The sequence below is a fragment of the Providencia sp. 2.29 genome, from assembly GCF_015832305.1.
Lineage (GTDB): Bacteria > Pseudomonadota > Gammaproteobacteria > Enterobacterales > Enterobacteriaceae > Providencia > Providencia stuartii.
In genome coordinates, this window is sequence record NZ_CP065420.1 from 296,399 (window position 1) to 317,415 (window position 21,017).

Below are 21,017 nucleotides of genomic sequence, written 5' to 3' on the forward strand. Positions count from 1 at the left end.
GTATTATTCTGTTACTTTGTGATTTCTCAGTATTGATACCAGTTATTTTTTGAGATATTCCGTAGTTGTTACGCAACTAAATGTTTTTTAGTTAAAAACTTTTTATACAGTGATGAAATTCACATTTATTCCACTTGCGCGGAAAAACGTGTAAAATAACAGCAAATTAACGTAGAAAGTATGCTTCCTATTTTGCAGTTTTATAGTTAGGCTCTATAAAGCATATTCCTTTCCTGTCAATTAAACGGTAAAAATCCTTGTCAATTCAAAACTTAAGAAATATCGCCATCATCGCTCACGTTGACCATGGCAAGACAACACTGGTTGGTAAATTATTGCAGCAATCAGGCACGTTCGGTGAACGTGAAACTGTGGATGAGCGTGTTATGGACTCCAATGACTTGGAGAAAGAGCGTGGTATTACTATCCTTGCCAAAAATACCGCTATCAAATGGAATGACTATCGCATCAACATCGTAGATACCCCAGGTCACGCCGACTTTGGTGGAGAAGTTGAGCGTGTTATGTCAATGGTTGACAGCGTTCTGCTGGTGGTTGATGCCACTGATGGCCCTATGCCACAAACACGCTTCGTTACCCAAAAAGCGTTCGATAATGGCTTAAAACCGATTGTTGTTATCAATAAGGTTGACCGCTCTGGTGCACGCCCTGATTGGGTTATTGACCAAGTATTCGATTTATTCGTTAACTTAGGCGCAACGGATGAACAGCTTGATTTCCCTATCGTTTACGCGTCAGCAATAAACGGTATCGCGGGTCTTGACCATACAGATATGGCAGAAGACATGACCCCGCTTTATGAAGCAATTGTCAAATATGTTGAGCCACCAAAAGTTGATCTGGAAGGGCCTTTCCAGATGCAAGTTTCACAACTAGATTACAACAGCTACTTAGGTGTTATCGGTATTGGTCGTATCAAACGTGGTACTGTTAAGCCAAACCAACAAGTGACAGTTATCGATAGCGAAGGCAAAACACGTAACGGTAAAATCGGTAAAGTTCTGACTCACTTAGGTTTAGAACGTATTGATTCTCAACATGCAGAAGCAGGTGATATCGTTGCTCTGACGGGTTTAGGTGAACTAAACATTTCAGACACTATCTGTAATGTGGGTAATGTTGAAGCGTTACCAGCATTGGCGGTCGACGAACCAACCGTGAGCATGTTCTTCTGTGTTAACACCTCACCATTCTGTGGTCGTGAAGGTAAATATGTGACTTCACGTCAGATCCTTGACCGTTTGAACAAAGAGCTAGTGCACAACGTGGCATTGCGTGTTGAAGAAACTCAAGATCCAGATGCATTCCGAGTTTCCGGTCGTGGTGAATTGCACTTGTCAGTTCTGATCGAAAACATGCGTCGTGAAGGCTTTGAGTTAGGTGTTTCTCGTCCAAAAGTTATCTTCCGTGAAGTGGATGGCCGTAAACAAGAGCCATTTGAGCAAGTGACTTTAGACGTTGAAGAGCAGCACCAAGGTGATGTCATGAAAGCGTTGGGTGAGCGTAAAGGTGACCTACGTGACATGATGCCAGATGGTAAAGGCCGTGTACGTCTTGATTATGTTATCCCAAGCCGTGGTTTGATCGGTTTCCGTACTGAATTTATGACGATGACGTCAGGTACGGGTTTGCTGTACTCAACATTCAGCCACTACGATGATGTTCGCCCAGGCGAAATTGGTGGTCGTCAAAATGGCGTATTGATCTCGAATGGTCAAGGTAAAGCAGTTGCTTACGCCCTGTACAGCCTACAAGACCGCGGTAAGCTATTCTTAGGTCATGGTGCAGAAGTGTATGAAGGCCAAATCATTGGTATTCACTCACGTTCAAATGACCTGACTGTGAACTGCTTAACAGGTAAAAAACTGACTAACATGCGTGCGTCTGGTACGGATGAAGCGACAACCTTGTCACCACCAATTAAAATGACTTTGGAACAAGCACTAGAGTTTATTGATGATGACGAATTAGTTGAAGTGACTCCACAGTCTATCCGTCTGCGTAAACGTCACTTAACTGAAAACGATCGTCGCCGTGCGAACCGTTCAAAAGAAGACTAATTTTTAGTTATTCTTCTTGCTGAAGGCGCTCATTGGGCGCTTTCAGATTGCTAACAAAGTCCTAGCCTAAAAGGTTAGGACTTTGCTGTTATGGGGCTAGTATAAATAGTGAGCTAGCCGACATATTCAAAGCCTCTCATTCCCATCATATTAATTCCAAACTATCGCACGAGATAAACACATTTCGGAAGGATATTTACGTTCGTAAAATCAATCAGTTCTGAGTGATATCTATTATCACACTGCAACTTGAGTAGATATAACGAATAATCAGTCATCGCGCGTGGAGAAGGAAAGCTCTTCCCAAAATTACCTTAATTTTGTTAGGCGCGATAAACGAACAGTAACGAAATTATTAGCGACACACATGTGTGACGACCTGAGCGGAATAAGTACAAACTACCGTGCATACAGCGCTGTATGTACGGTAGGGTAAGAGGATGGCGGGAAGCTATCCCACCTTCTATTGATACAGTAAATTTTAAAGGTAATGGGTGACTTATTAAGGTGTCAGTTGAGGATAAACCCCTGGCCCTATTGGTAAACCGGCATAGTACCAACCGACGAGCAGCAATATCCATACTGCAAAGAAAACTAGTGGGTAAGGCAGAATTAAGGTGTAATAAGTACCAAGCTGGGCATTTTTGTAATATCGCTGTAGAAACCCTAAAAATAGAGGTAAGAATGGAGACATCGGTGCAAGTGGGAGTACCGCGGAGTCAGCGATACGAAAGACTATCTGTGCAAAAGCAGGGTGGAAGCCTAACAGCACAAACATTGGCACAAATATTGGCGCTAAAATAGACCAAATTGCGGAGCCACTGGCAATAAACATACATAAGAATGCAGATAAAAACATCAAACCAATAAAGGCAGGCACGCCTGTCATTCCTAAATTTTCGAGTAAATCAGTCAAGCCAATCGCCATAAATTTCCCCATGTTGCTCCAGTTGAAAAACGCAACGAACTGAGACAGAGGGAAAACCATGACAATAAAGCCCGCCATGCTTTTCATGGGGTCAACTAATAGGTCAGGAATATCATTTGGTTTTTTAATTTGCTTGGTCGAAATACCATAAGTAATTGAGACGACAAAGAAGAAAATAATGATGACAGGCACAATACCTTTAATAAATGGTGAAGGGATCACCGAGCCTGTCTGTGGGTCACGAAGTGGTGCACCTTCAGGTACAACCATTAATGCGACGAGTCCAATAAATATTAATGCCGAGAGCCCGCTCATTAATAACCCACGATTTTGTAATGGGGTTAATTTTTCTAAGCGGTCATGAGAAGTGCCTTCCCACTTTGGTAACCGTGGCTCAATAAATTTATCCGTTAAGATGGCACCTGCAATCGTTAAGACGATGACGGATGTAGCCATAAAATACCAGTTATCAATGACACTAACATGTAAGTTAGGGTCGATGATCATGGCGGCTTCCGTACTGATCCCAGAGAGTAAAACATCCGTTGTAACAATCAGGAGGTTAGCGGTAAAGCCGGAGCCTACGCCAGCAATAGCCGCGAGTAGACCCGCGACGGGGTGACGACCAACCGCAATAAAAATTAATGCACCTAAAGGGGGCATAACCACCAAAGCGGCATCTGATGAAATATGGCTGAAAAAGGCGATAAATAATACCATATAGCTGGCGTAACGTTTATTAATCCCTGATGCCATCTTGTACATTAAGGCTTGTAATAAACCCACTTTTTCAGCGAGTCCTGCCCCGATGACGAGCGCTAAGATGGCGCCTAATGGAGCAAAGCTACTGAAGTTTTTGACAATATTAGGTAAAATCCACTGTATGCCTTCGACACTCAATAGGTTCTTTACGGAAACGAGTTCGCCGTTAGCTGGGTTCTTTACCGATAAATCAAACCAAGAAAGGATAGCCGTAGCGACCATTAAGATCGCCAGAAGATAGACAAAAAGAATGAAAGGGTTTGGTATTTTATTCCCAACACGCTCTATCCAACGAAAAATAGCACCTGGGCTCTTATTCATTGATGTTGTGGTTTGGCTCATGATGTTTTTCCTATGTATTTGCAATTATTGTTATTTTTATGGTCTTGATGGCGGGATTTGTGATTGTTATTGACCCGCCAATACAAAATTACTGCAATTTAGACGGCTTAACGTCAGGGGGAATTGGGCAGTGGTAAGGTTGTTGAGCACGTTGACGTTGGAACTCACTTTTTGCTTGAGCGAGTAAGTTCGGTGTTGTGAGTAGATCAACGGCGGTAGCTGCCATAATTTTCCCTGCTAATAGCATGCCTTTATGGGCGATAGATGTTCTTCCTTGCGCAACCAATTGCCATGTATGCAGAGGTGTGCCGAATGCAAAGCAAGGGCTAAAGCATTGTGCCGTTGGTGTGACCCAGCTGACATCCCCCACATCCGTTGAGCCATACATCAGTTCTTTTGATTCAACATAGGGTAAAACTTCATCCGTCAGAGCCTTGTTACCTTGGCGCTCACCCCATTTTATCGCTTGTTCACCACCACTACGCGCGGCATTCAGTTTTGCGTTGTGCAAATCATCTTTGGTTAAGGTGGCATGGATCTCTTCTGCAAATTGGCGCTCTTGCTCGCTGTATTCAGGAATACCGTAATGGGTAATATGCTGATACATCGCTTTTTCAATAGTGCGATTAGGAACATAATTTGAGCATGCTTTATCGAGTCGGATCTCTAATTGTGTACCAGTCATTAAAGCTGCGCCTTTAGCGATATCAATAACTCGTTGATAAATATCTTGAGCTTGGTCTAGCTGTGGTGCACGAACCAGATACAAAACTTCGGCATCTGCTTGAACGACGTTAGGGGAAGCGCCTCCCGTATTCGTGACTGCATAGTGGATGCGCGCTTCTTGAATAATATGTTCACGTAAAAATTGAACACCAACATTCATTAGGCTAACCGCGTCAAGTGCGCTACGGCCTAAATGTGGAGAGTTTGCCGCGTGTGCTGCAATGCCTTTGAAGCGAAATGCAGTTTGAATATTGGCGAGGGATTGAACATTGAAAACACCACTAAATGATTCAGGGTGCCATGTTACCGCCGCATCTACATCATCAAATAAGCCTTCTCTTACCATAAAAGTCTTACCTGAGCCGCCTTCTTCACCCGGACAGCCATAGAAACGTACTGTACCTGGTAGTTGGTTTTCCTCTATCCAAGCTTTTACGGCAAAGGCGGCAGCTAATGCGGCAGTTCCCAATAAATTATGCCCACAACCGTGACCATTACCGTTTTCAATAACGGGGCTAGGATGGCTACAAGCGGAGTGCTGACTTAAACCAGCAAGCGCATCGAATTCACCCAGCAGCGCTATCACAGGGGCGCCGGAGCCAAAGCTGGCAATAAATGCGGTATCAATATCGCCCACCCCTCTTTCTACAGTAAAGCCCTCTTGCTCCAGTGCATCAGCGAGTAGCCCAGCCGAGAAGGTCTCTTCAAAACGGGTTTCTGGATGATCCCAAATCGCATCGCTTAATTGGGTGAAACGTGCGCGATTCTGTTCAATATAATGATTGATGAATGATGTGAATGCGTTACTCATTAGGGTGATCTCCAAATTCAGGTAGCGAAAGCGCAATAGTGGCTAAGGTTTTGACGGCAACAGGCATAACATCTTCATCAAAATCAAAACGTTCATTGTGATGCCCTGCGCTAAGCTCAGTACCGAAAATCATATAGGTTGCTTGCCCACCAAGTGCTTTGGTGCGCTCCATAAAGTAGGTTGCATCTTCTGAACCTGCTGCTTGAGGTTTATCTTTAATAACGGAAGTCAGCTCAGGAATATTGTTCTGTGCTAGACGCATAATGAAATCGACCCATTGCGGGCTAGGATGACTACTTTGTGCAGCGCCCATTAATTTGATGTTGAACTCAACATCTTGCATTTTGGCGGCACCTTCAATGATATTGAGGGCTTTTTGATACATAAACGCATTAATATCATTCGTTTCGCCGCGCGTCTCAACTTTCATTAATGCGTGATCAGCAATGACATTACGTCCAATTCCTGCATTGAGTACACCAACATTGATACGAGAACTACCTTCACTATGCCGAGGAATACCATATAGACCCAGTGTGGCCTGAGCGGCGGCAACTAATGCGTTTTTGCCATCTTCTGGTCTTGCTCCTGAATGTGCGGCTTTCCCTTGAAAAGTGACATCAAATTTAGTGGTCGCAAGAAAACTTTTACTGCCACACACTAATTCCCCTTTAGGCACTCCAGTGCCGATATGTATGGCGACAAAGAAATCGACATCATCCACAACACCAGCGGTTGCCATTGATTTTGCTCCACGGGTTCCTTCTTCGGCAGGCTGGAAAATAATTTTGATACGACCAGTCAGTTGTGCTTGAAATTGCTTCAAGATATGTGCCAAACCGAGGCCAATGGCGGTATGACCGTCGTGACCACAGGCGTGCATCATATGGGCATTACAAGAAGAGAAGCCTTCTGCGTGTGGACGATGCTGCTCAGTGAGATCTTCATTCAGATCTAACGCATCCATATCAACACGAAACGCCAGTGTAGGCCCCGGTTTACCCGTATCTAACGTCGCAACGATCCCCGTAAATCCTCCTGAAAAATAGGGAAGCCATTTGGTTAGCGCGCCTTGCTCAATGGCTCGTTTTTCTTGCTCTGCCAATTGCTGTGGTGAGGGAAGCCCCATGCGATCTTCAGCGTTGATGACCTCCTTTCCTAGTTGTAATTGGTAGCCGAGGCGGTCCAGCTCATCAGCAACTAATGTTGCAGTTCGAAATTCAAACCAACCGGATTCGGCATATTGATGAAAATCACGCCGCCAAATTTGTAATTGATGTGTGATGGATCCAATAGCGTTATTTAAAGAAATCTCCATAATTGTTATCTCTTTTAGTTATCACGACAAAGTGGGAGTGGCTCGGTATAAATACCCAGAACGATTCAATTTAAATAAAATTAAATTTTATTTAATATTTTTAAACTAATTTAATATGCTGCATTTGATTGTTTTAATAATTAAAAAATAGTTAATAAGTAGTTATGTTAATTATTTGTTATTATCAAAAGTTGACTGTACACAATCAAAATAGGGTAAAAAAGATACGATTATCTTTGTCTATATAATTAATGGTTATCAGGGGCTAATATGGCTTTGCCAATAAAGTTGAATCAATTGAGGGCATTCGTTGAAGTGAGTCGCCATGGCAGCATTAGGGCGGCAAGCCGTTTTTTACAGCTTTCTCAGCCAGCATTGACCAAATCCATTCGTGAATTAGAAAGCTCTTTGGGAGCAAAATTATTTATTCGTAGTAATCAAGGGATCTATTTAACGGATTGTGGAGAAAGTTTTTTACGTCGTGCCAGTATTATTTTGGAAGAGTTACGTGTAGGGCAAGAGGAAATACAGCAGCGCATTGGGTTATCCAGCGGTACGATTAATATTGGTGTCGCAGGGAGTATTGCACGTTCAGTGATGCCAAAAGTCATTATTCAATTTCATCGTGACTTTCCCAATATCAAGATCCGTATCATGGAAGGGCAATTATTGACGATGTTGCCGCAATTACGCCAAGGTGAATTAGATTTTACGGTGAATACTTATTACCCCGGTAGTTTGGATGCTGAATTTAATTTTGAAAGGTTAATGCGCAAAGAATATAAGGTGATCATGCGTAAAGATCACCCGATGAGGCATGCTACGTCATTAGAGCAATTAGCAAATTGTGACTGGACAATGCCGACACCGAAAGGCACTTATTATAAGCAGCTTTCTGAAGTGTTCTCCAGAATGGAGAGACCAATGAGCTTTAGTGTGACATGTGAAACATTAATTGGCTGCATGAGCTTGGTGGCACAAAGCGATTTTTTGACGATTGTCTCTGTTGATACAATTGATGACCCTTTATTTGACCAGCAATTTATCGCACTAGATTTGGCTGAAAAATTGCCTTATGCAACTTTTGCGCTGGTGCAACGGCGGGATCATACCTTGTCGCCAGCAGGGGAGCATCTAGCTCGACTGTTTCGAATCTATTGTCATGATAGAGACGATAGCACCCTTTATTAATAAAAAAACAACAAATAATCTGCAATTAGGGCTGTTCAGTTGTATGAATTATGATTAAAGTGAATTTAGTTAATAACAACGAGGAAACGGTATGCTGTATATCTTCGATATGGGTAATGTGATTATTGATATCGACTTTAATCGTGTTTTTGATAAATGGTCAGAGCTGAGCGGTACGCCTTCTGAGCAGATCAAATCACGGTTTACTTTTGGGAATATCTTCCAACAACATGAGTGTGGCAAAATTTCAGATATTGAATTTGCTGAAATGCTATGCGAAGAACTCGGCATTACACTCAGTTTTGAAGAGTTTGCGGAAGGCTGGCACGCTATCTTTATGTCGGTGCGCCCAGAAGTTATTGATATAATGGAGCGCCTACGTGAGCAAGGGCATCGTGTTGTTGTTTTATCTAACACCAACCGCCTACACCTTGATTACTGGCCTGAACATTACCCTGAAATTGCAGCCTCCTCTGATTTCCTCTACCTCTCTCAAGACTTGGGGATGCGCAAACCTGATCCAGCCATTTACCAATATGTTCTGGAATCTGAAGAGTTTGACGCGGCAGATGCCATATTCTTTGATGATGTTGAGGACAATATTAAGGCTGCCGAAGCGCTAGGTATCAAAGGTGTTCATGTCGTTAACAAAGACACTGTACCTGAATATTTTCGTACTTATGACTTCAACGCTGAAGTCGAATAATTAATGAGTTATCACCGTGGAGTAACCTAAACCGTTACTCCATATTTTTATAGAGTTACCATGATTGCATTAATACAGAGAGTCGCTCATGCAGCAGTCGTTGTGAATGAGCAAGTTGTTGGTCAAATCGGTTCTGGGTTACTTGTTTTACTCGGCGTTGAAAAAGATGATGACGAACAAAAAGCAAAACGGCTGTGTGAGAAAGTACTTGGTTATCGAATTTTTAGTGATGAACAGGGAAAAATGAACCTGAATGTTCAACAAGCTGGCGGTCATTTGTTAGTTGTCTCGCAATTTACATTGGCAGCAGATACGAAAAAAGGGATGAGACCCAGCTTTTCAGGGGGAGCAGAGCCTGCACGCGCTGAACAGCTATATGAATATTTTGTTGAACAGAGTCGCCAACAAGGTGTGATCACTGAAACAGGGCAATTTGCCGCGGATATGCAAGTCAGCCTGACCAACGACGGTCCTGTGACTTTCTGGTTGCAAGTCTGATTCAACTATTTAGGGGGAGACTATGTACCATCTGCGTGCACCTAAAGATGACGCTGAGTTTGATGCTTATTACCAGTTCCGCTGGGAGATGTTACGTAAACCCTTTAATCAGCCTCTTGGTTCTGAGAAAGATGGTTATGATCTTACTGCTTATCATCAAATGGTCGTTGATGATAAAAACCGTATTTTAGCGATCGGGCGGCTTTATATTAATGCCGATAATGAAGGCGCGATCCGCTTTCTTGCTGTTAATCCTGTGATGCAAGGTAAAGGTTTAGGTAAACTCATCTTGATGGCCCTAGAGTCCATTGCGCGACAAGAAAGTGTAAAACGCATTGTATCGAGTGTTCGGGAAGAGGCCGTTCCTTTCTTTAGTAAGATCGGCTTTGAAAGTCGTGGCCTTATCGCTGGTGAACTGAAAACACCCGTTCGCCACTATTTAATGATTAAACCGATTGAAACCCTCGATCAAATCCTCCATCGACCCGATTGGTGTGGCGAACTGCAACAAGCGTGGTATAAATATATCCCGTTAAGTGAAAAAATGGGTGTTCGTATTGAACAATATACAGGGAAAAAATTTATTACCACGATGCCTGAAGCGGGTAACCAAAACCCCCATGAAACAATTTTTGCAGGTAGCCAATTTTCACTGGCAACATTAACGGGATGGGGTTTGATTTGGCTACTCATGCAAGAGCACCAACTCGGTGGTGATATTGTCTTAGTGGATGCCAGCATTCGTTATAGCAAGCCTGTTAGTGGCAGGCCAACAGCCGTTGCCGATATGTCACATATGAGTGGCGACCTTGACCGTCTCGCAAGAGGAAGTAAAGCGAGAGTGAAACTTGAGGTAGCCGTCAGTGGCGCGAACAGTGAGGTTGGAGCAGTATTTAGCGGTGTCTATATGGTTTTACCGGTGGAAAAGACCATAAAATCATCTTGATGATAGCGATTGAGAGGCAGGCCAATGAGATGATTGGCCTGCCTTTCTATTATTGCGTAAGTAGCGCTGGGAGCTGATCGTTCGTTGGTAGAGAGCCCACAGGTTGTGACTCGGTAGGGGGCGCATCACTCTCAACAGAAGAGGTAACAACACCGTTCACCACAGTCCGATACATTTGCTTCCCTTGCAGTGGAGTAGCGACTAATTCACCATTTACGCTTTTTGCTAAGGATGGCGCTAATAAATCCCCTTGTAGTGATGTATCAAAATCGCCAATGACTTGAGGTGGAAAGCCTTGCCAGCCCCATTGATTTAGGACGGAAAGGTCGACATTCGTACCTGAAGCTCGCAGTAAAAATGGCACTTTTTTAGGTGACTGCTTCACCAATAGACCTACCTTCACAACTCCTTTATCAGTGCTGGCAGTTAATGAAGCCGCAGCAGAGGCTTGCCCACTTTGGCGTAAATCCATATAAGGCCGGCGTATCATAACTTGATTAACCGTTCCGCTATCTGCATTGAATGAGGCTTTACCACTCCAAATTCCCCACTGTTTTTGCTTAATAAGACTCACATTTTCTACGTTGCCACTGAGCGCAGTCAATTCGAATGGGAAACGAGAGTCGATATTCATAAGCAATGATTGAGATAGGGTAAACTGTTTGATAGTCAGCCCTGATAGCCAATTAGGAGAAGGTTGACTGAAAAATTGCAACCAATTTTCAGGCAGAGTGTATAAAATACCGGCTAGTTTTGCGTCATTGAGGGTAAGGGTTTGGTCGTTACGTTGCCACACACCATTAAGGCTAAATACCCCTTTATAGTAATAACCTGAAAGCTTTTCAATGTTGAGGTTATCGCCCTGAATATTGAGATCACCAATCAGGGTATCGACCTGTTGATCCTTGATAACCAATTGATTAACAGTAAAGTTAATATGGCTCTTAGGACTGCTCCAACTTCCCCTCACCCAGTTGATATGGTCAATTTCAGTATTAAGCCCTGAGATTGCCCAGTCTTTACCTTGGAGATCAACATTAGTTAGCGCAACATTTTTTAATGAGATAGTGCGTTGGCTCTCGATTGCTTCACGCAATGAGTCAAAGGGAATGCTATTTTGCCAGCCAACTTTATCCATCGCTAAAGAATTAATGGTGATAGAACCGTCTGCTAATGCTTTTCCTGAGCCTGTGATGTAGCCATTATTAAGATAGCCGCTGGCATCGGTAAATTCAGTGAAATTCTCTTGAAGCTTCCCTGTGATTGCAACATTTTTTAAGGGCAATTCATTGATATCTAACTGTTTAGTGGTGAAGCGGAAATCACCATAACCAAACGGATGGTTTGTGGTTGGCTGCCATGGTGTGATGCCACCTGTGAACCCAGAAACTTGAAGGCGATTTTCTGCTTGGTTTAGCTGGATATTGCTATTTTCAAACTGGAGGATATTTGCACTCAATGGAATTGGCGTTGACGTTTCTGAGGTCGTCGCGGCTAAATTACCTTGCGTGATCACGAAGCGACGAATTGCGGTACCGCTAAACAGATTCCGCCAATTAACATCGACAACAATTTGTTTCGCATCCAGTGTCATGTCTTGATTACGCGAAGCGATTTTTACGTCTTGGAAAACAAATTCACCCGCATTCGAAAACTCATGCCCCATGATACCAACATCAATATCAAAATCGGTGAATTTACTTAAAAAATGGCTAGCGTAGGATGCACCCCAGCGTGTTTGCAACCCTGCATAGGTGAATATCACGGCGAGTAAGAACAGTAGCAGAAGCGCTATGATGAGCTTGGTTAACCACCTCATGGTTTATCTGCCCCTCCATAATTGGACTGATGGGTAAATGCGCTGATGGATAAATTATCAAGATAGAATACAGAATAACCGCCAGTGTATTCAACTCTGGCGGTAAATGACAGGTTACTTTTCGTGAGGGAAAATTAAATTCAGAACAATTGCGGTTAAACCCCCTGCGGCAATACCGGATGAAAAGAGTGTTTTCAGCCAATCAGGGGCAAATTGTAAAATAAGTGGCTGTTGTGAAACCCCCATACCGACCGCAAGCGATAAGGCGATAATCATAATTGCACGGCGGTTGAGGGGTTCACGGGAAACAATACGCACACCAGAAGCTGCAATCGTACCAAACATCACAATGGTGGCACCGCCTAAAACAGGCTCAGGAATTTGTTGAACAAAGCCGGCGACAGCAGGAAATACCCCTAATAGGATCAACATTAAAGCAACGATATAACCCACGTAGCGGCTTGCCACGCCAGTAAGCTGGATCACGCCATTATTTTGGCCAAAGCAGGAGTTAGGGAAGGTGTTAAATACAGCAGATACCATGGAGTTCAAACCATTTGCTAACACTCCGCCTTTAATTCGCTTCATATAAATGGGGCCGCGCACAGGTTGCTCGGAGACATCGGAGGTCGCGGTGATATCGCCAATTGTCTCTAAAGAGGTCACCATAAAAATGAGCATGAGTGGGATCAGCAAGTTCCAATCAAAGGATAATCCATAATAGAAAGGTTCAGGTATGGTGATCACGGATTGTGTGCTATCGGTGTCTTGAGTTGTGGGAAGCATATCCATCCACCAAGCCGCAAGATAGCCGATTGCCATAGCTATCACCAAAGAGGCGACGCGTAAGTAAGGGTTTTTTTGGCGATTGAGTAAAATAATGACAGCCAACACAATACCTGCCAGTAGCAAATAATCGGGGGAGCCAAAGGTATTATCAGTTATTGCGCTGTGCCCGCCACCAATAGAAGTCAGACCGACTTGGATCAGTGACAGCCCAATGATCATGACTACCACGCCAGATACTAATGGGGTAATCACTCGACGAGCTAAATGCAGAAAACGCGATAAAACAACTTCAGTGAGTGCTGCGACCAACAGTGTGCCAAACAGTGCCGCCATCATTGAGGGGATATCAGCGCCACCTTGTTTGAGTGCAACACCCCCCATAATTAAAGGTGCAACAAAGTTAAAACTGGTGCCTTGGATAGATAATAGCCCGGAGCCAACAGGCCCCCAAGCACGGATCTGAATTAAGGAAGCAATACCCGAAGCAAACAGTGACATACTGATAATGCGCTGTGTATCATGGGCGGGTAGCCCTAATGACTGGCAAATAAGCATTGCGGGGGTAATGACGGCCACAAACATGGCGAGAAGGTGCTGACCCGCAGCAAACAACGCCTGAGGGAGTGGTGGCCTATCTTCTAAACGGTAAATGAGTTCACTTTTTGGCTCGACTTCAACGGCCTGTCTTTGAGATGCTTCGGTGGTCATTTTGGTATTTCTCTGCCAACAAAAAACGCATTGTAAAGCGACCACATAAAAAAGCAATCGTTTGCGCGAAAAATATTTCTTTATAGTTAGATAAGGAATGTCACATTTTTATATGTTTTAACTTGTGTTTATCTCCGATTTTTTTTCTAATTCAGGAACCTGCTTTTGGCGTTTTAAGGAAGAAATTAACGTCTTACTAGTTTTAAATAATATTAACAACAGACGAGGTACATAAATGTATCATCTCGATGTCTACGGTACGCTTGTGGCTGCTACCCTTGTGCTATTGCTCGGACGTAAGCTTGTAAAATCAGTTCCTTTCCTCGAAAAATATACTATCCCGGAGCCTGTTGCAGGCGGGTTGCTGGTCGCTTTTAGCTTATTGGTGATCAAGCAAGTATTTGATTGGAGCTTGTCTTTCGACCTTTCATTACAAGAACCTATGATGTTGGCATTCTTTGCCACGATTGGTTTAAACGCAAACTTAGCCAGCTTGAAAGCTGGTGGTAGAGCACTGTTTATTTTCATTTTTGTCGTTGTAGGTTTACTATTAGTACAAAATACGGTTGGTATTGCCTTAGCCGAATTACTTGGCCTTGACCCGCTAATGGGGCTGCTTGCTGGCTCTATCACTTTATCTGGTGGTCATGGTACAGGGGCTGCTTGGGGTAAAATCTTTACAGATAGCTATGGTTTCCAGAGTGCGACTGAAGTTGCGATGGCATGTGCAACATTCGGTCTTGTGCTTGGCGGGCTCATTGGTGGGCCAGTTGCACGTTTCTTAATCCGTAATATTCCAACGCCAGGCACTGCTGAAGATGATAAAGATGTACCAACAGCATTTGAGAAGCCGCAATCAGGCCGAATGATCACCTCTATGGTGTTGATTGAAACTATTGCATTAATTGCGATTTGTTTGATGGCGGGGAGTTTTATTGCTGGCTTACTGGCAGATACTGCCTTTGCACTTCCTAAATTCGTTTGTGTGTTATTTGTTGGGGTTATCTTAAGTAATAGCCTATCTTTAGCGGGCTTTTATCGCGTGTTTGACCGCGCGGTTTCTGTTGTTGGTAACGTTAGCCTTTCCCTATTCCTTGCGATGGCTCTGATGAGCCTGAAGTTGTGGGAACTGGCATCTTTAGCGATTCCTATGCTGATTATTTTGGCAGTCCAAGCCTGTGTGATGGCGGGTTATGCTATTTTCGTTACCTTCCGCGTGATGGGTAAAAACTATGATGCGGCGATATTGGCGGCAGGGCACTGTGGTTTCGGCCTAGGTGCAACGCCAACAGCAATCGCGAACATGCAAGCGGTCACGGACAAATTTGGTCCATCACATCTTGCATTCTTAGTTGTTCCAATGGTTGGCGCATTCTTTATTGATATCGTTAACGCGATTGTGATCAAACTATATCTAATGTTACCCGTATTCCCATCAGTGGCTGGATAACAGATAAAAAATATATAAAGGTAAATAGCAGGTATTGCCGTGAATTTATTCACGGCAATTTTCGTTTATAGGGTACAAAATGATGCAATTAGCGTGATGTGTGCAACAGGCTCAGCTGATTTAGCGCTGAAATTAGCGCATTTTCATAGTGGCAAAGTGTTTCAGGGTAAGAGGCATCACTGTTGGAAGGTGAGAAATTAACTTCAGAGAGTTTAATTTCTAAATGAGATTCTGTAGTACGCATATGAATGCCTTGCAACACTTGTTGCAACTGCTCCGCAGCTTTTCCTCCACCTAGATTGGCATAACTGACCATTAAGGCAGGTTTGTTGTTCCACTCTTTATACAAATGGTCTATCGCATTTTTTAGTGCAGCGGGATAGCCCCAGTTATATTGTGGGAAAACAAAAATATAAGCATCGGCTTCAGCGATTTTTTTGCTCCAAGCAATGGTATGCTCTTGGGTATATATTCCTTCGGCGGGGAGATAGGGCTCATCATCCATTGGTAAATGCCAATCTCTGAGATCAAGGATTTCAGTAGGGTATTTTTTCTCGGCGACATCCTTAACCCAGCGTGCTATCTGAGGTCCTATTCGTGTTTGTCGAACACTACCAATTAAGATTTGTATCTTCATGTTCCACTATCCCTTGTTGCTATGACTTTTAATTTTTACAATAAATATTAAGGTATTTATCGAGTTATGATTGAATTAAGCTTGGCTGTATTGCTCGCGTTCAGGTAGCCATCTTTCAATAATTAATTTGGCATTTTCAGGATAGTTCTGCTGAATATGGCGCGCGATACGTTGTACTTCAGGCAGCATATATTGGTCACGTAACAAATCGGCGACTTTAAAATCGACATTCCCCGTTTGCCGAGTACCTAATAACTCCCCGGGGCCTCTAATTTCCAGATCTTTTTGAGCAATAACAAAACCATCATTGCTATCACGCAGTACTTGTAACCGCTGTTTTGCCGTATGGGTCAACGGTGTTTTATAGAGAAGCACACAGTGGGAAGCGACTGCGCCGCGACCAACACGTCCTCTTAATTGGTGCAATTGGGCTAGGCCAAGCCGTTCAGGGTTATCAATGATCATTAAGCTCGCATTTGGAACATCAACACCCACTTCGATAACGGTAGTTGCAACTAGTAGCTGAATCTCATTATTTTTAAATGCCGCCATAATGCTTTGCTTTTCAGCCGGTTTCATGCGTCCATGTACTAATCCCACTTTCAATTCAGGTAGCGCTAATGCTAATTCATCACTCGTCGCTTGTGCCGCTTGTGCTTCTAATACATCGGAGTCATCAATCAAAGTACATACCCAATAGGCTTGGCGTCCTTCATCAATACAAGCTTGCCTGACACGTTCAATAATATCTTTACGCCGTGTATCTGGAATGGCGACTGTCGTTACCGGAGTTCGTCCAGGAGGCAGCTCATCAATGATAGAGGTATCCATATCGGCATAAGCGGTCATCGCCAGTGTGCGAGGGATAGGCGTTGCGGTCATGATAAGTTGGTGAGGATGAAAACCTTGTTGTTCACCTTTTTCACGTAGAGCGAGGCGCTGGTGAACACCGAATCGGTGCTGCTCGTCAATAATGACCAGTCCAAGAGCTTTAAACGTCACATGCTCTTGGAACAGGGCATGTGTACCAACAACCATACTCACTTCACCCTTGGCGATAGCCTCTTGTTGCTGCTCGCGCGCTTTACCTTTTTGTTTCCCTGCAAGCCAGCCCACATTGATGCCTAAAGGCTCAAACCATAATTTGAAGTTATTGGCATGTTGCTCAGCCAAAATCTCGGTGGGAGCCATTAAAGCCACTTGTTTGCCATTTTCAATGGCAGATAATGCAGCGAGAGCCGCGACCAGAGTTTTTCCTGAGCCAACATCACCTTGAATTAAGCGCATCATCGGTGCATCTTTAATCAGATCTTGCTCTATCTCGCCGACAACCCGTATTTGTGCATGGGTTGGGGTAAACGGTAGGCTTGCCAAAAATTGGCTCTTTAATTGACCTGTGATCACCATTGGTTGAGCATAGAGGCGTTGGTGACCGGCTCGAATGGCTAACATGCTTAAATGGTGTGCGAGCAATTCTTCTAATATCAAACGTTTTTGAGCCGGGTGCTGCCCTTTCTCAAGCTCACTTAATGCCACATCAGGGGGTGGAGTATGCAAAAGGCGGATCGCGTCTGGGAGGCTGATTAAGCCACGACTAAGCTCTTCCGGTAGCAACTCTTTGATCTGCCCCCCTTCTAACAGCTTCAAAGCCTGTTCAATTAACTTTCTCAGTGTTGCTTGTCTTACCCCTTCGGTTGTAGGGTAAACGGGCGTTAGGTTTTCTTGCAGTGAGATATTTGAGGTATCTTGGGATACTTTATATTCAGGATGAATAATTTCAGGCCCAGTATTGCCACGACGGACTTCACCATATGCAATAACATGGCGGCCTTCTGCTAAGCTATTTTTCATGGCAGCAGAAAAATTGAAAAAACGTAATGTTAAATTCCCTGTACCATCGGTAATTAAGCAGGTCATCATTCGCTTACGACCAAACACCACTTTTGTTTGGAGCACTTCACCAACGATAGTCGCGGTTGTGCCCGGTAAAAGATCGCGGATTTGGTAAAGGCGAGTATGATCTTCATAACGAAGTGGAAGATGCAGCAATAAATCTTGAACGGTATTTAGGCCTATCTTGCTTAATTTTTCCGATTGGCTAGCCCCTACGCCGTGTAGAGTCGTCAGTGAAATGGTATCAAGCAGCCCACTGTTCATTATTCCTTCCTTAACCTAACTGTCGTTTTTTCATTTTTTCGGTTAACTGCATCTGTGCCCACCAAGACTCTTCAGCCTCTATTTGCCCTTGTGCATTAATATAGGGGCGAGGTAGGCCTTTACGTTTGGCAACCTCTGCAAGGACGGGATAGCCACCTTCAAATAGCCACTGCTGCTGCTCTTGCTCAGAAAGAAGGCTGGTTTCTCGAGAATACATTCCCGCAAGCTGCCGTTGGCGTTGTGCTTCATAGAGGATCAAGGCGGAAGCCACAGAAACATTCAGAGACTGCACCATCCCTACCATTGGAATGATAATGTGCTTATCAGCAAGCTCAAGCGCCTTTGCTGATATCCCTTTTTTCTCTTGTCCCACCATAATACAGGTCGGCTGAGTATAATCAATTTCACGAAAATCGACGGCTTGTTCAGACAAATGGGTGACAAGCACTTGCATGTTTTGTGATTTTAATTGGCTAATAGCAGCCTCTGTTGATGGGTGTGAAATCACATTGACCCAACTGTTACTGCCCGCAGCAGAAGAGACAGAGAGTTTAACTTGTTGGTCAGGCCAAATAGCATGAATGGTATGGATACCAACGGCATCTGCACTACGTACGATCGCTGAAACGTTGTGGGGTTTGTGAACTTCTTCAAGGCATATGGTGAGATCGGGTTGCCGCATCGCCATCATTTGGCAAATGCGGCGATAGCGGCGTTCATTCATCGTTAATTACGGTTCCGGCTAACACGTAACACATCAGGCATGATCCGGATCTTACGCATCACGTTGGCTAATTGAACGCGATTTTTCGTCGTTAGGCGGATAAAGGCACAATAAACTCGCCCATCTTTTTCTTCGGTATTCATGCTCTGAATGCTTGAGTTAGCATCATTAATGGCAGCTGTTAAATTGGCAAGGGCCCCTTGATGGTTAATCATATCGACTTTGATTTCAGCAATAAAATCGGTATCGGTATCATTATCCCACTCTACAGCCATAAATTTGTCAGGCTCTTTTTGATAGCCACGGATGTTACGGCAAGACTCGTGGTGAATAACAAGCCCTTTACCGGGGCTGATATGAGCCACAATGGGGTCGCCTGGGATAGGGCGACAACATTTCGCAAAGGTAATAAGAACGCCATCAGCCCCTTTTATGGAGAGCTTATTGCGTGTCGTCACGACAGGCTCATCTTCAGGTGCAGTCTGTGGATTACTTTGTAAATTACGCGCCACAACAACGCTCATCGCATTACCCAAACCAATTTCAGCAAGTAAGTCATCAATTGAATTGAGCTTCATGCGTGCTAATTCAAGATCGATATTCGCTTGTGGCACATCGTTGAGTTTACAACCCGCCCCGAGCGCATGATTCAATAGGCGACGGCCCAAATTGATGGAATCTTCTCGTTTAAGGTTCTTTAATAATTGGCGGATTTTCGCTCGCGCTTTTGAGCTGACAACAAAATTGAGCCAAGCTGCATTCGGCCTTGCACCAGGGGCAGTGATAATTTCAACCGTTTGACCACTGGTGAGTGCCTGAGAAAGTGGGTAAGGTTGGCGATCAACCCGAGCACCTACGCAAGCATGACCGATATCCGTGTGGACGGCATAGGCGAAATCGACTGGGGTTGCGCCTGTCGGTAACTCAACAATACGGCCTTCCGGTGTGAACACATAAATTTCATCAGGAAAGAGGTCAGACTTAACACTCTCGATAAATTCAAAAGAGCTTCCCGCACTTTGTTGTAGTTCAAGTAAACTTTGCATCCAGCGTTGAGCACGAACTTGAGCGGTAGTGCCTTGTTCGCCTTGCTCTTTATATGCCCAATGGGCTGCAACCCCCATTTCAGCCATTTGATCCATGTCTTCAGTGCGAATTTGCACTTCAACGGGAACACCATGTGGGCCGATTAATGACGTGTGCAGTGATTGGTAACCATTGGCTTTGGGGATGGCAATATAGTCTTTAATACGACCGGGGCGTGGTTTGTAGAGGTTATGCATCTGCCCGAGGACGCGGTAGCAGGTATCAACATCTTTTACGATCACCCTAAACGCATAAATATCCATAATGGAATGGAAACGCTGCTCTTTAAGGTGCATTTTACGATAAATAGAGTAAAGATGTTTTTCTCGGCCACTGACTAGGCAGGGAATACCCGCTTCAGTAAGGCGACCATCAATTTCAGAGAGGATTTTTTGGATCATCTCTTTACGGTTGCCACGGGCGGCTTTGACCACTTCTTTAATAACGCGATAACGGTTTGGATATAACGCCTCAAAGCCGAGCTCTTCTAGCTCAGTTTTGATATGGTGAATACCTAACCGGTGCGCAAGAGGGCTGTAGATTTCCAGCGTTTCTCTTGCAATGCGCCGACGCTTATCAGGCCTAAGCGACCCAAGCGTGCGCATGTTATGAGTGCGGTCTGCCAGTTTTATCAAAATGACGCGAATGTCTTTAACCATCGCCATGATCATTTTGCGGAAGTTTTCTGCTTGAGCTTCTTTTTTGTCGCGGAAGTTGAGTTTATCTAATTTAGACACACCTTCAACAAGCCCCGCAACTATGGTGCCAAATAGCTCTTCTATATCCTGAAATGTCGCTGGAGTATCTTCAATGACATCATGAAGTAGCGCTGCCATTAATGTTTCATGATCCAAACGCATTTGGGCAAGAATACAGGCCACAGCAACGGGATGAGTAATATAAGGCTCACCACTTGAACGGGTTTGTCCTTCATGGGCATCCCGTGCGACAACATAGGCTTTTTTCAGTAATTCAATCTGTTCTTCGGGAAGATACTTCTGAATTACTTGATTTAGGCTCTCAAACAGATACAAGGCAGACCCACCTTAGTAATTAGCGACGACCTTCAGCGATAGCAGAAACTGCTTGCATTTCAGCCGCTTCTTGCTCCTGCTGTTCTTGACGTTCACGTACATCCAGTATGTGACCGTTAATTAAACCTTCTTCTACTTCACGTAGTGCGATAACTGTATATTTATCGTTTTCTTCAGGAACTAAAGGATCTTTACCGCCAGTTTGCAACTGACGAGCTCGACGAGCCGCGACCAGTACAAGGTCAAAGCGGTTACCAATTTTTTCTACAGCGTCTTGAACCGTTACGCGTGCCATAAATGTGCT

General features: G+C 44.1%; 16 protein-coding genes. 6 read left to right on the forward strand and 10 right to left on the reverse strand.

The window, feature by feature from the left end:
- Positions 1-257: 257 nt before the first annotated feature.
- Positions 258-2,081 carry a ribosome-dependent GTPase TypA gene (gene typA, locus I3B46_RS01265; RefSeq protein ID WP_004923655.1) on the forward strand — a complete coding sequence of 608 codons (1,824 nt, stop codon included), beginning with the start codon at positions 258-260 and terminating at the stop codon, positions 2,079-2,081.
- A 502-nt stretch (positions 2,082-2,583) separates the two neighbouring features.
- Here typA and abgT read toward each other — a convergent pair.
- The 3 genes from abgT to I3B46_RS01280 all read right to left on the reverse strand — a co-directional run bounded on the left by abgT (position 2,584) and on the right by I3B46_RS01280 (position 6,968).
- A complete protein-coding gene (abgT, locus tag I3B46_RS01270) occupies positions 2,584-4,113 on the reverse strand; it encodes a p-aminobenzoyl-glutamate transporter (protein ID WP_014657002.1) in 1,530 nt (509 codons plus the stop codon).
- Between the two features lie 88 nt (positions 4,114-4,201).
- Positions 4,202-5,650, reverse strand: coding sequence for a M20 family metallopeptidase (locus I3B46_RS01275; RefSeq protein WP_004923660.1), 1,449 nt, complete (start codon positions 5,648-5,650; stop codon positions 4,202-4,204).
- Positions 5,643-6,968: a M20 family metallo-hydrolase gene (locus tag I3B46_RS01280; protein ID WP_088498881.1), complete on the reverse strand. Its 1,326-nt coding sequence runs from the start codon at positions 6,966-6,968 to the stop codon at positions 5,643-5,645. The genes I3B46_RS01275 and I3B46_RS01280 overlap by 8 nt, the downstream gene beginning before the upstream one ends.
- 270 nt (positions 6,969-7,238) lie before the next feature.
- Here I3B46_RS01280 and I3B46_RS01285 point away from each other — a divergent pair, with 270 nt between their 5' ends.
- The 4 genes from I3B46_RS01285 (at position 7,239) to fabY (ending at position 10,309) form a co-directional block, all read left to right on the forward strand.
- Positions 7,239-8,159: a LysR family transcriptional regulator gene (locus I3B46_RS01285; RefSeq protein ID WP_072502595.1), complete on the forward strand. Its 921-nt coding sequence runs from the start codon at positions 7,239-7,241 to the stop codon at positions 8,157-8,159.
- Positions 8,160-8,250: 91 nt separating this feature from the next.
- A complete protein-coding gene (gene yihX, locus I3B46_RS01290; protein ID WP_004923670.1) occupies positions 8,251-8,865 on the forward strand; it encodes a glucose-1-phosphatase in 615 nt (204 codons plus the stop codon).
- Positions 8,866-8,925: 60 nt separating this feature from the next.
- Complete coding sequence (dtd, locus tag I3B46_RS01295; protein WP_004923673.1) at positions 8,926-9,363, forward strand: D-aminoacyl-tRNA deacylase; 438 nt, start codon at positions 8,926-8,928, stop codon at positions 9,361-9,363.
- Between the two features lie 22 nt (positions 9,364-9,385).
- A complete protein-coding gene (gene fabY, locus I3B46_RS01300; protein WP_004923676.1) occupies positions 9,386-10,309 on the forward strand; it encodes a fatty acid biosynthesis protein FabY in 924 nt (307 codons plus the stop codon).
- Positions 10,310-10,358: 49 nt separating this feature from the next.
- On the opposite strand, the gene I3B46_RS01305 is transcribed toward fabY, so the two are convergent.
- Both I3B46_RS01305 and I3B46_RS01310 read right to left on the reverse strand, forming a co-directional pair.
- Complete coding sequence (locus tag I3B46_RS01305; protein WP_104873057.1) at positions 10,359-12,128, reverse strand: AsmA family protein; 1,770 nt, start codon at positions 12,126-12,128, stop codon at positions 10,359-10,361.
- Positions 12,129-12,242: 114 nt separating this feature from the next.
- On the reverse strand, positions 12,243-13,625 hold the full coding sequence (locus tag I3B46_RS01310; RefSeq protein ID WP_004923685.1) for a uracil-xanthine permease family protein: 1,383 nt from the start codon (positions 13,623-13,625) through the stop codon (positions 12,243-12,245).
- A 235-nt stretch (positions 13,626-13,860) separates the two neighbouring features.
- Here I3B46_RS01310 and gltS point away from each other — a divergent pair, with 235 nt between their 5' ends.
- The gene (gene gltS / locus I3B46_RS01315) at positions 13,861-15,075 is read left to right on the forward strand and encodes a sodium/glutamate symporter (protein ID WP_004923688.1); all 1,215 of its coding nucleotides are present in this window, start codon (positions 13,861-13,863) and stop codon (positions 15,073-15,075) included.
- Between the two features lie 88 nt (positions 15,076-15,163).
- Here the strand turns inward: gltS and I3B46_RS01320 are convergent, their stop codons facing one another.
- From I3B46_RS01320 to rpoZ, 5 genes are all read right to left on the reverse strand, one after another.
- Positions 15,164-15,712 (reverse strand): NADPH-dependent FMN reductase, encoded by a 549-nt coding sequence (locus I3B46_RS01320; protein ID WP_163761897.1) that lies wholly within the window; start codon positions 15,710-15,712, stop codon positions 15,164-15,166.
- Positions 15,713-15,787: 75 nt separating this feature from the next.
- Positions 15,788-17,869, reverse strand: a complete 2,082-nt coding sequence (gene recG / locus I3B46_RS01325; RefSeq protein ID WP_004923694.1) for an ATP-dependent DNA helicase RecG — start codon at positions 17,867-17,869, stop codon at positions 15,788-15,790.
- 10 nt (positions 17,870-17,879) lie between these two features.
- Complete coding sequence (trmH, locus tag I3B46_RS01330) at positions 17,880-18,593, reverse strand: tRNA (guanosine(18)-2'-O)-methyltransferase TrmH (protein WP_040132696.1); 714 nt, start codon at positions 18,591-18,593, stop codon at positions 17,880-17,882.
- Positions 18,594-18,595: 2 nt separating this feature from the next.
- Positions 18,596-20,713 (reverse strand): bifunctional GTP diphosphokinase/guanosine-3',5'-bis pyrophosphate 3'-pyrophosphohydrolase, encoded by a 2,118-nt coding sequence (gene spoT, locus I3B46_RS01335; protein WP_004923698.1) that lies wholly within the window; start codon positions 20,711-20,713, stop codon positions 18,596-18,598.
- Positions 20,714-20,732: 19 nt separating this feature from the next.
- Positions 20,733-21,008, reverse strand: a complete 276-nt coding sequence (gene rpoZ, locus I3B46_RS01340) for a DNA-directed RNA polymerase subunit omega (RefSeq protein WP_004262665.1) — start codon at positions 21,006-21,008, stop codon at positions 20,733-20,735.
- Positions 21,009-21,017: the final 9 nt, after the last annotated feature.

Coding starts and splice junctions, on each gene's coding strand:
- I3B46_RS01285 (WP_072502595.1), top strand. CDS start 7,239: ATGGCTTTGCCAATAAAGTTGAATCAATTGAGGGCATTCGTTGAAGTG.
- I3B46_RS01310 (WP_004923685.1), bottom strand. CDS start 13,625: ATGACCACCGAAGCATCTCAAAGACAGGCCGTTGAAGTCGAGCCAAAA.
- I3B46_RS01275 (WP_004923660.1), bottom strand. CDS start 5,650: ATGAGTAACGCATTCACATCATTCATCAATCATTATATTGAACAGAAT.
- I3B46_RS01305 (WP_104873057.1), bottom strand. CDS start 12,128: ATGAGGTGGTTAACCAAGCTCATCATAGCGCTTCTGCTACTGTTCTTA.
- I3B46_RS01280 (WP_088498881.1), bottom strand. CDS start 6,968: ATGGAGATTTCTTTAAATAACGCTATTGGATCCATCACACATCAATTA.
- yihX (WP_004923670.1), top strand. CDS start 8,251: ATGCTGTATATCTTCGATATGGGTAATGTGATTATTGATATCGACTTT.
- dtd (WP_004923673.1), top strand. CDS start 8,926: ATGATTGCATTAATACAGAGAGTCGCTCATGCAGCAGTCGTTGTGAAT.
- fabY (WP_004923676.1), top strand. CDS start 9,386: ATGTACCATCTGCGTGCACCTAAAGATGACGCTGAGTTTGATGCTTAT.
- gltS (WP_004923688.1), top strand. CDS start 13,861: ATGTATCATCTCGATGTCTACGGTACGCTTGTGGCTGCTACCCTTGTG.
- rpoZ (WP_004262665.1), bottom strand. CDS start 21,008: ATGGCACGCGTAACGGTTCAAGACGCTGTAGAAAAAATTGGTAACCGC.
- trmH (WP_040132696.1), bottom strand. CDS start 18,593: ATGAATGAACGCCGCTATCGCCGCATTTGCCAAATGATGGCGATGCGG.
- abgT (WP_014657002.1), bottom strand. CDS start 4,113: ATGAGCCAAACCACAACATCAATGAATAAGAGCCCAGGTGCTATTTTT.
- recG (WP_004923694.1), bottom strand. CDS start 17,869: ATGAACAGTGGGCTGCTTGATACCATTTCACTGACGACTCTACACGGC.
- I3B46_RS01320 (WP_163761897.1), bottom strand. CDS start 15,712: ATGAAGATACAAATCTTAATTGGTAGTGTTCGACAAACACGAATAGGA.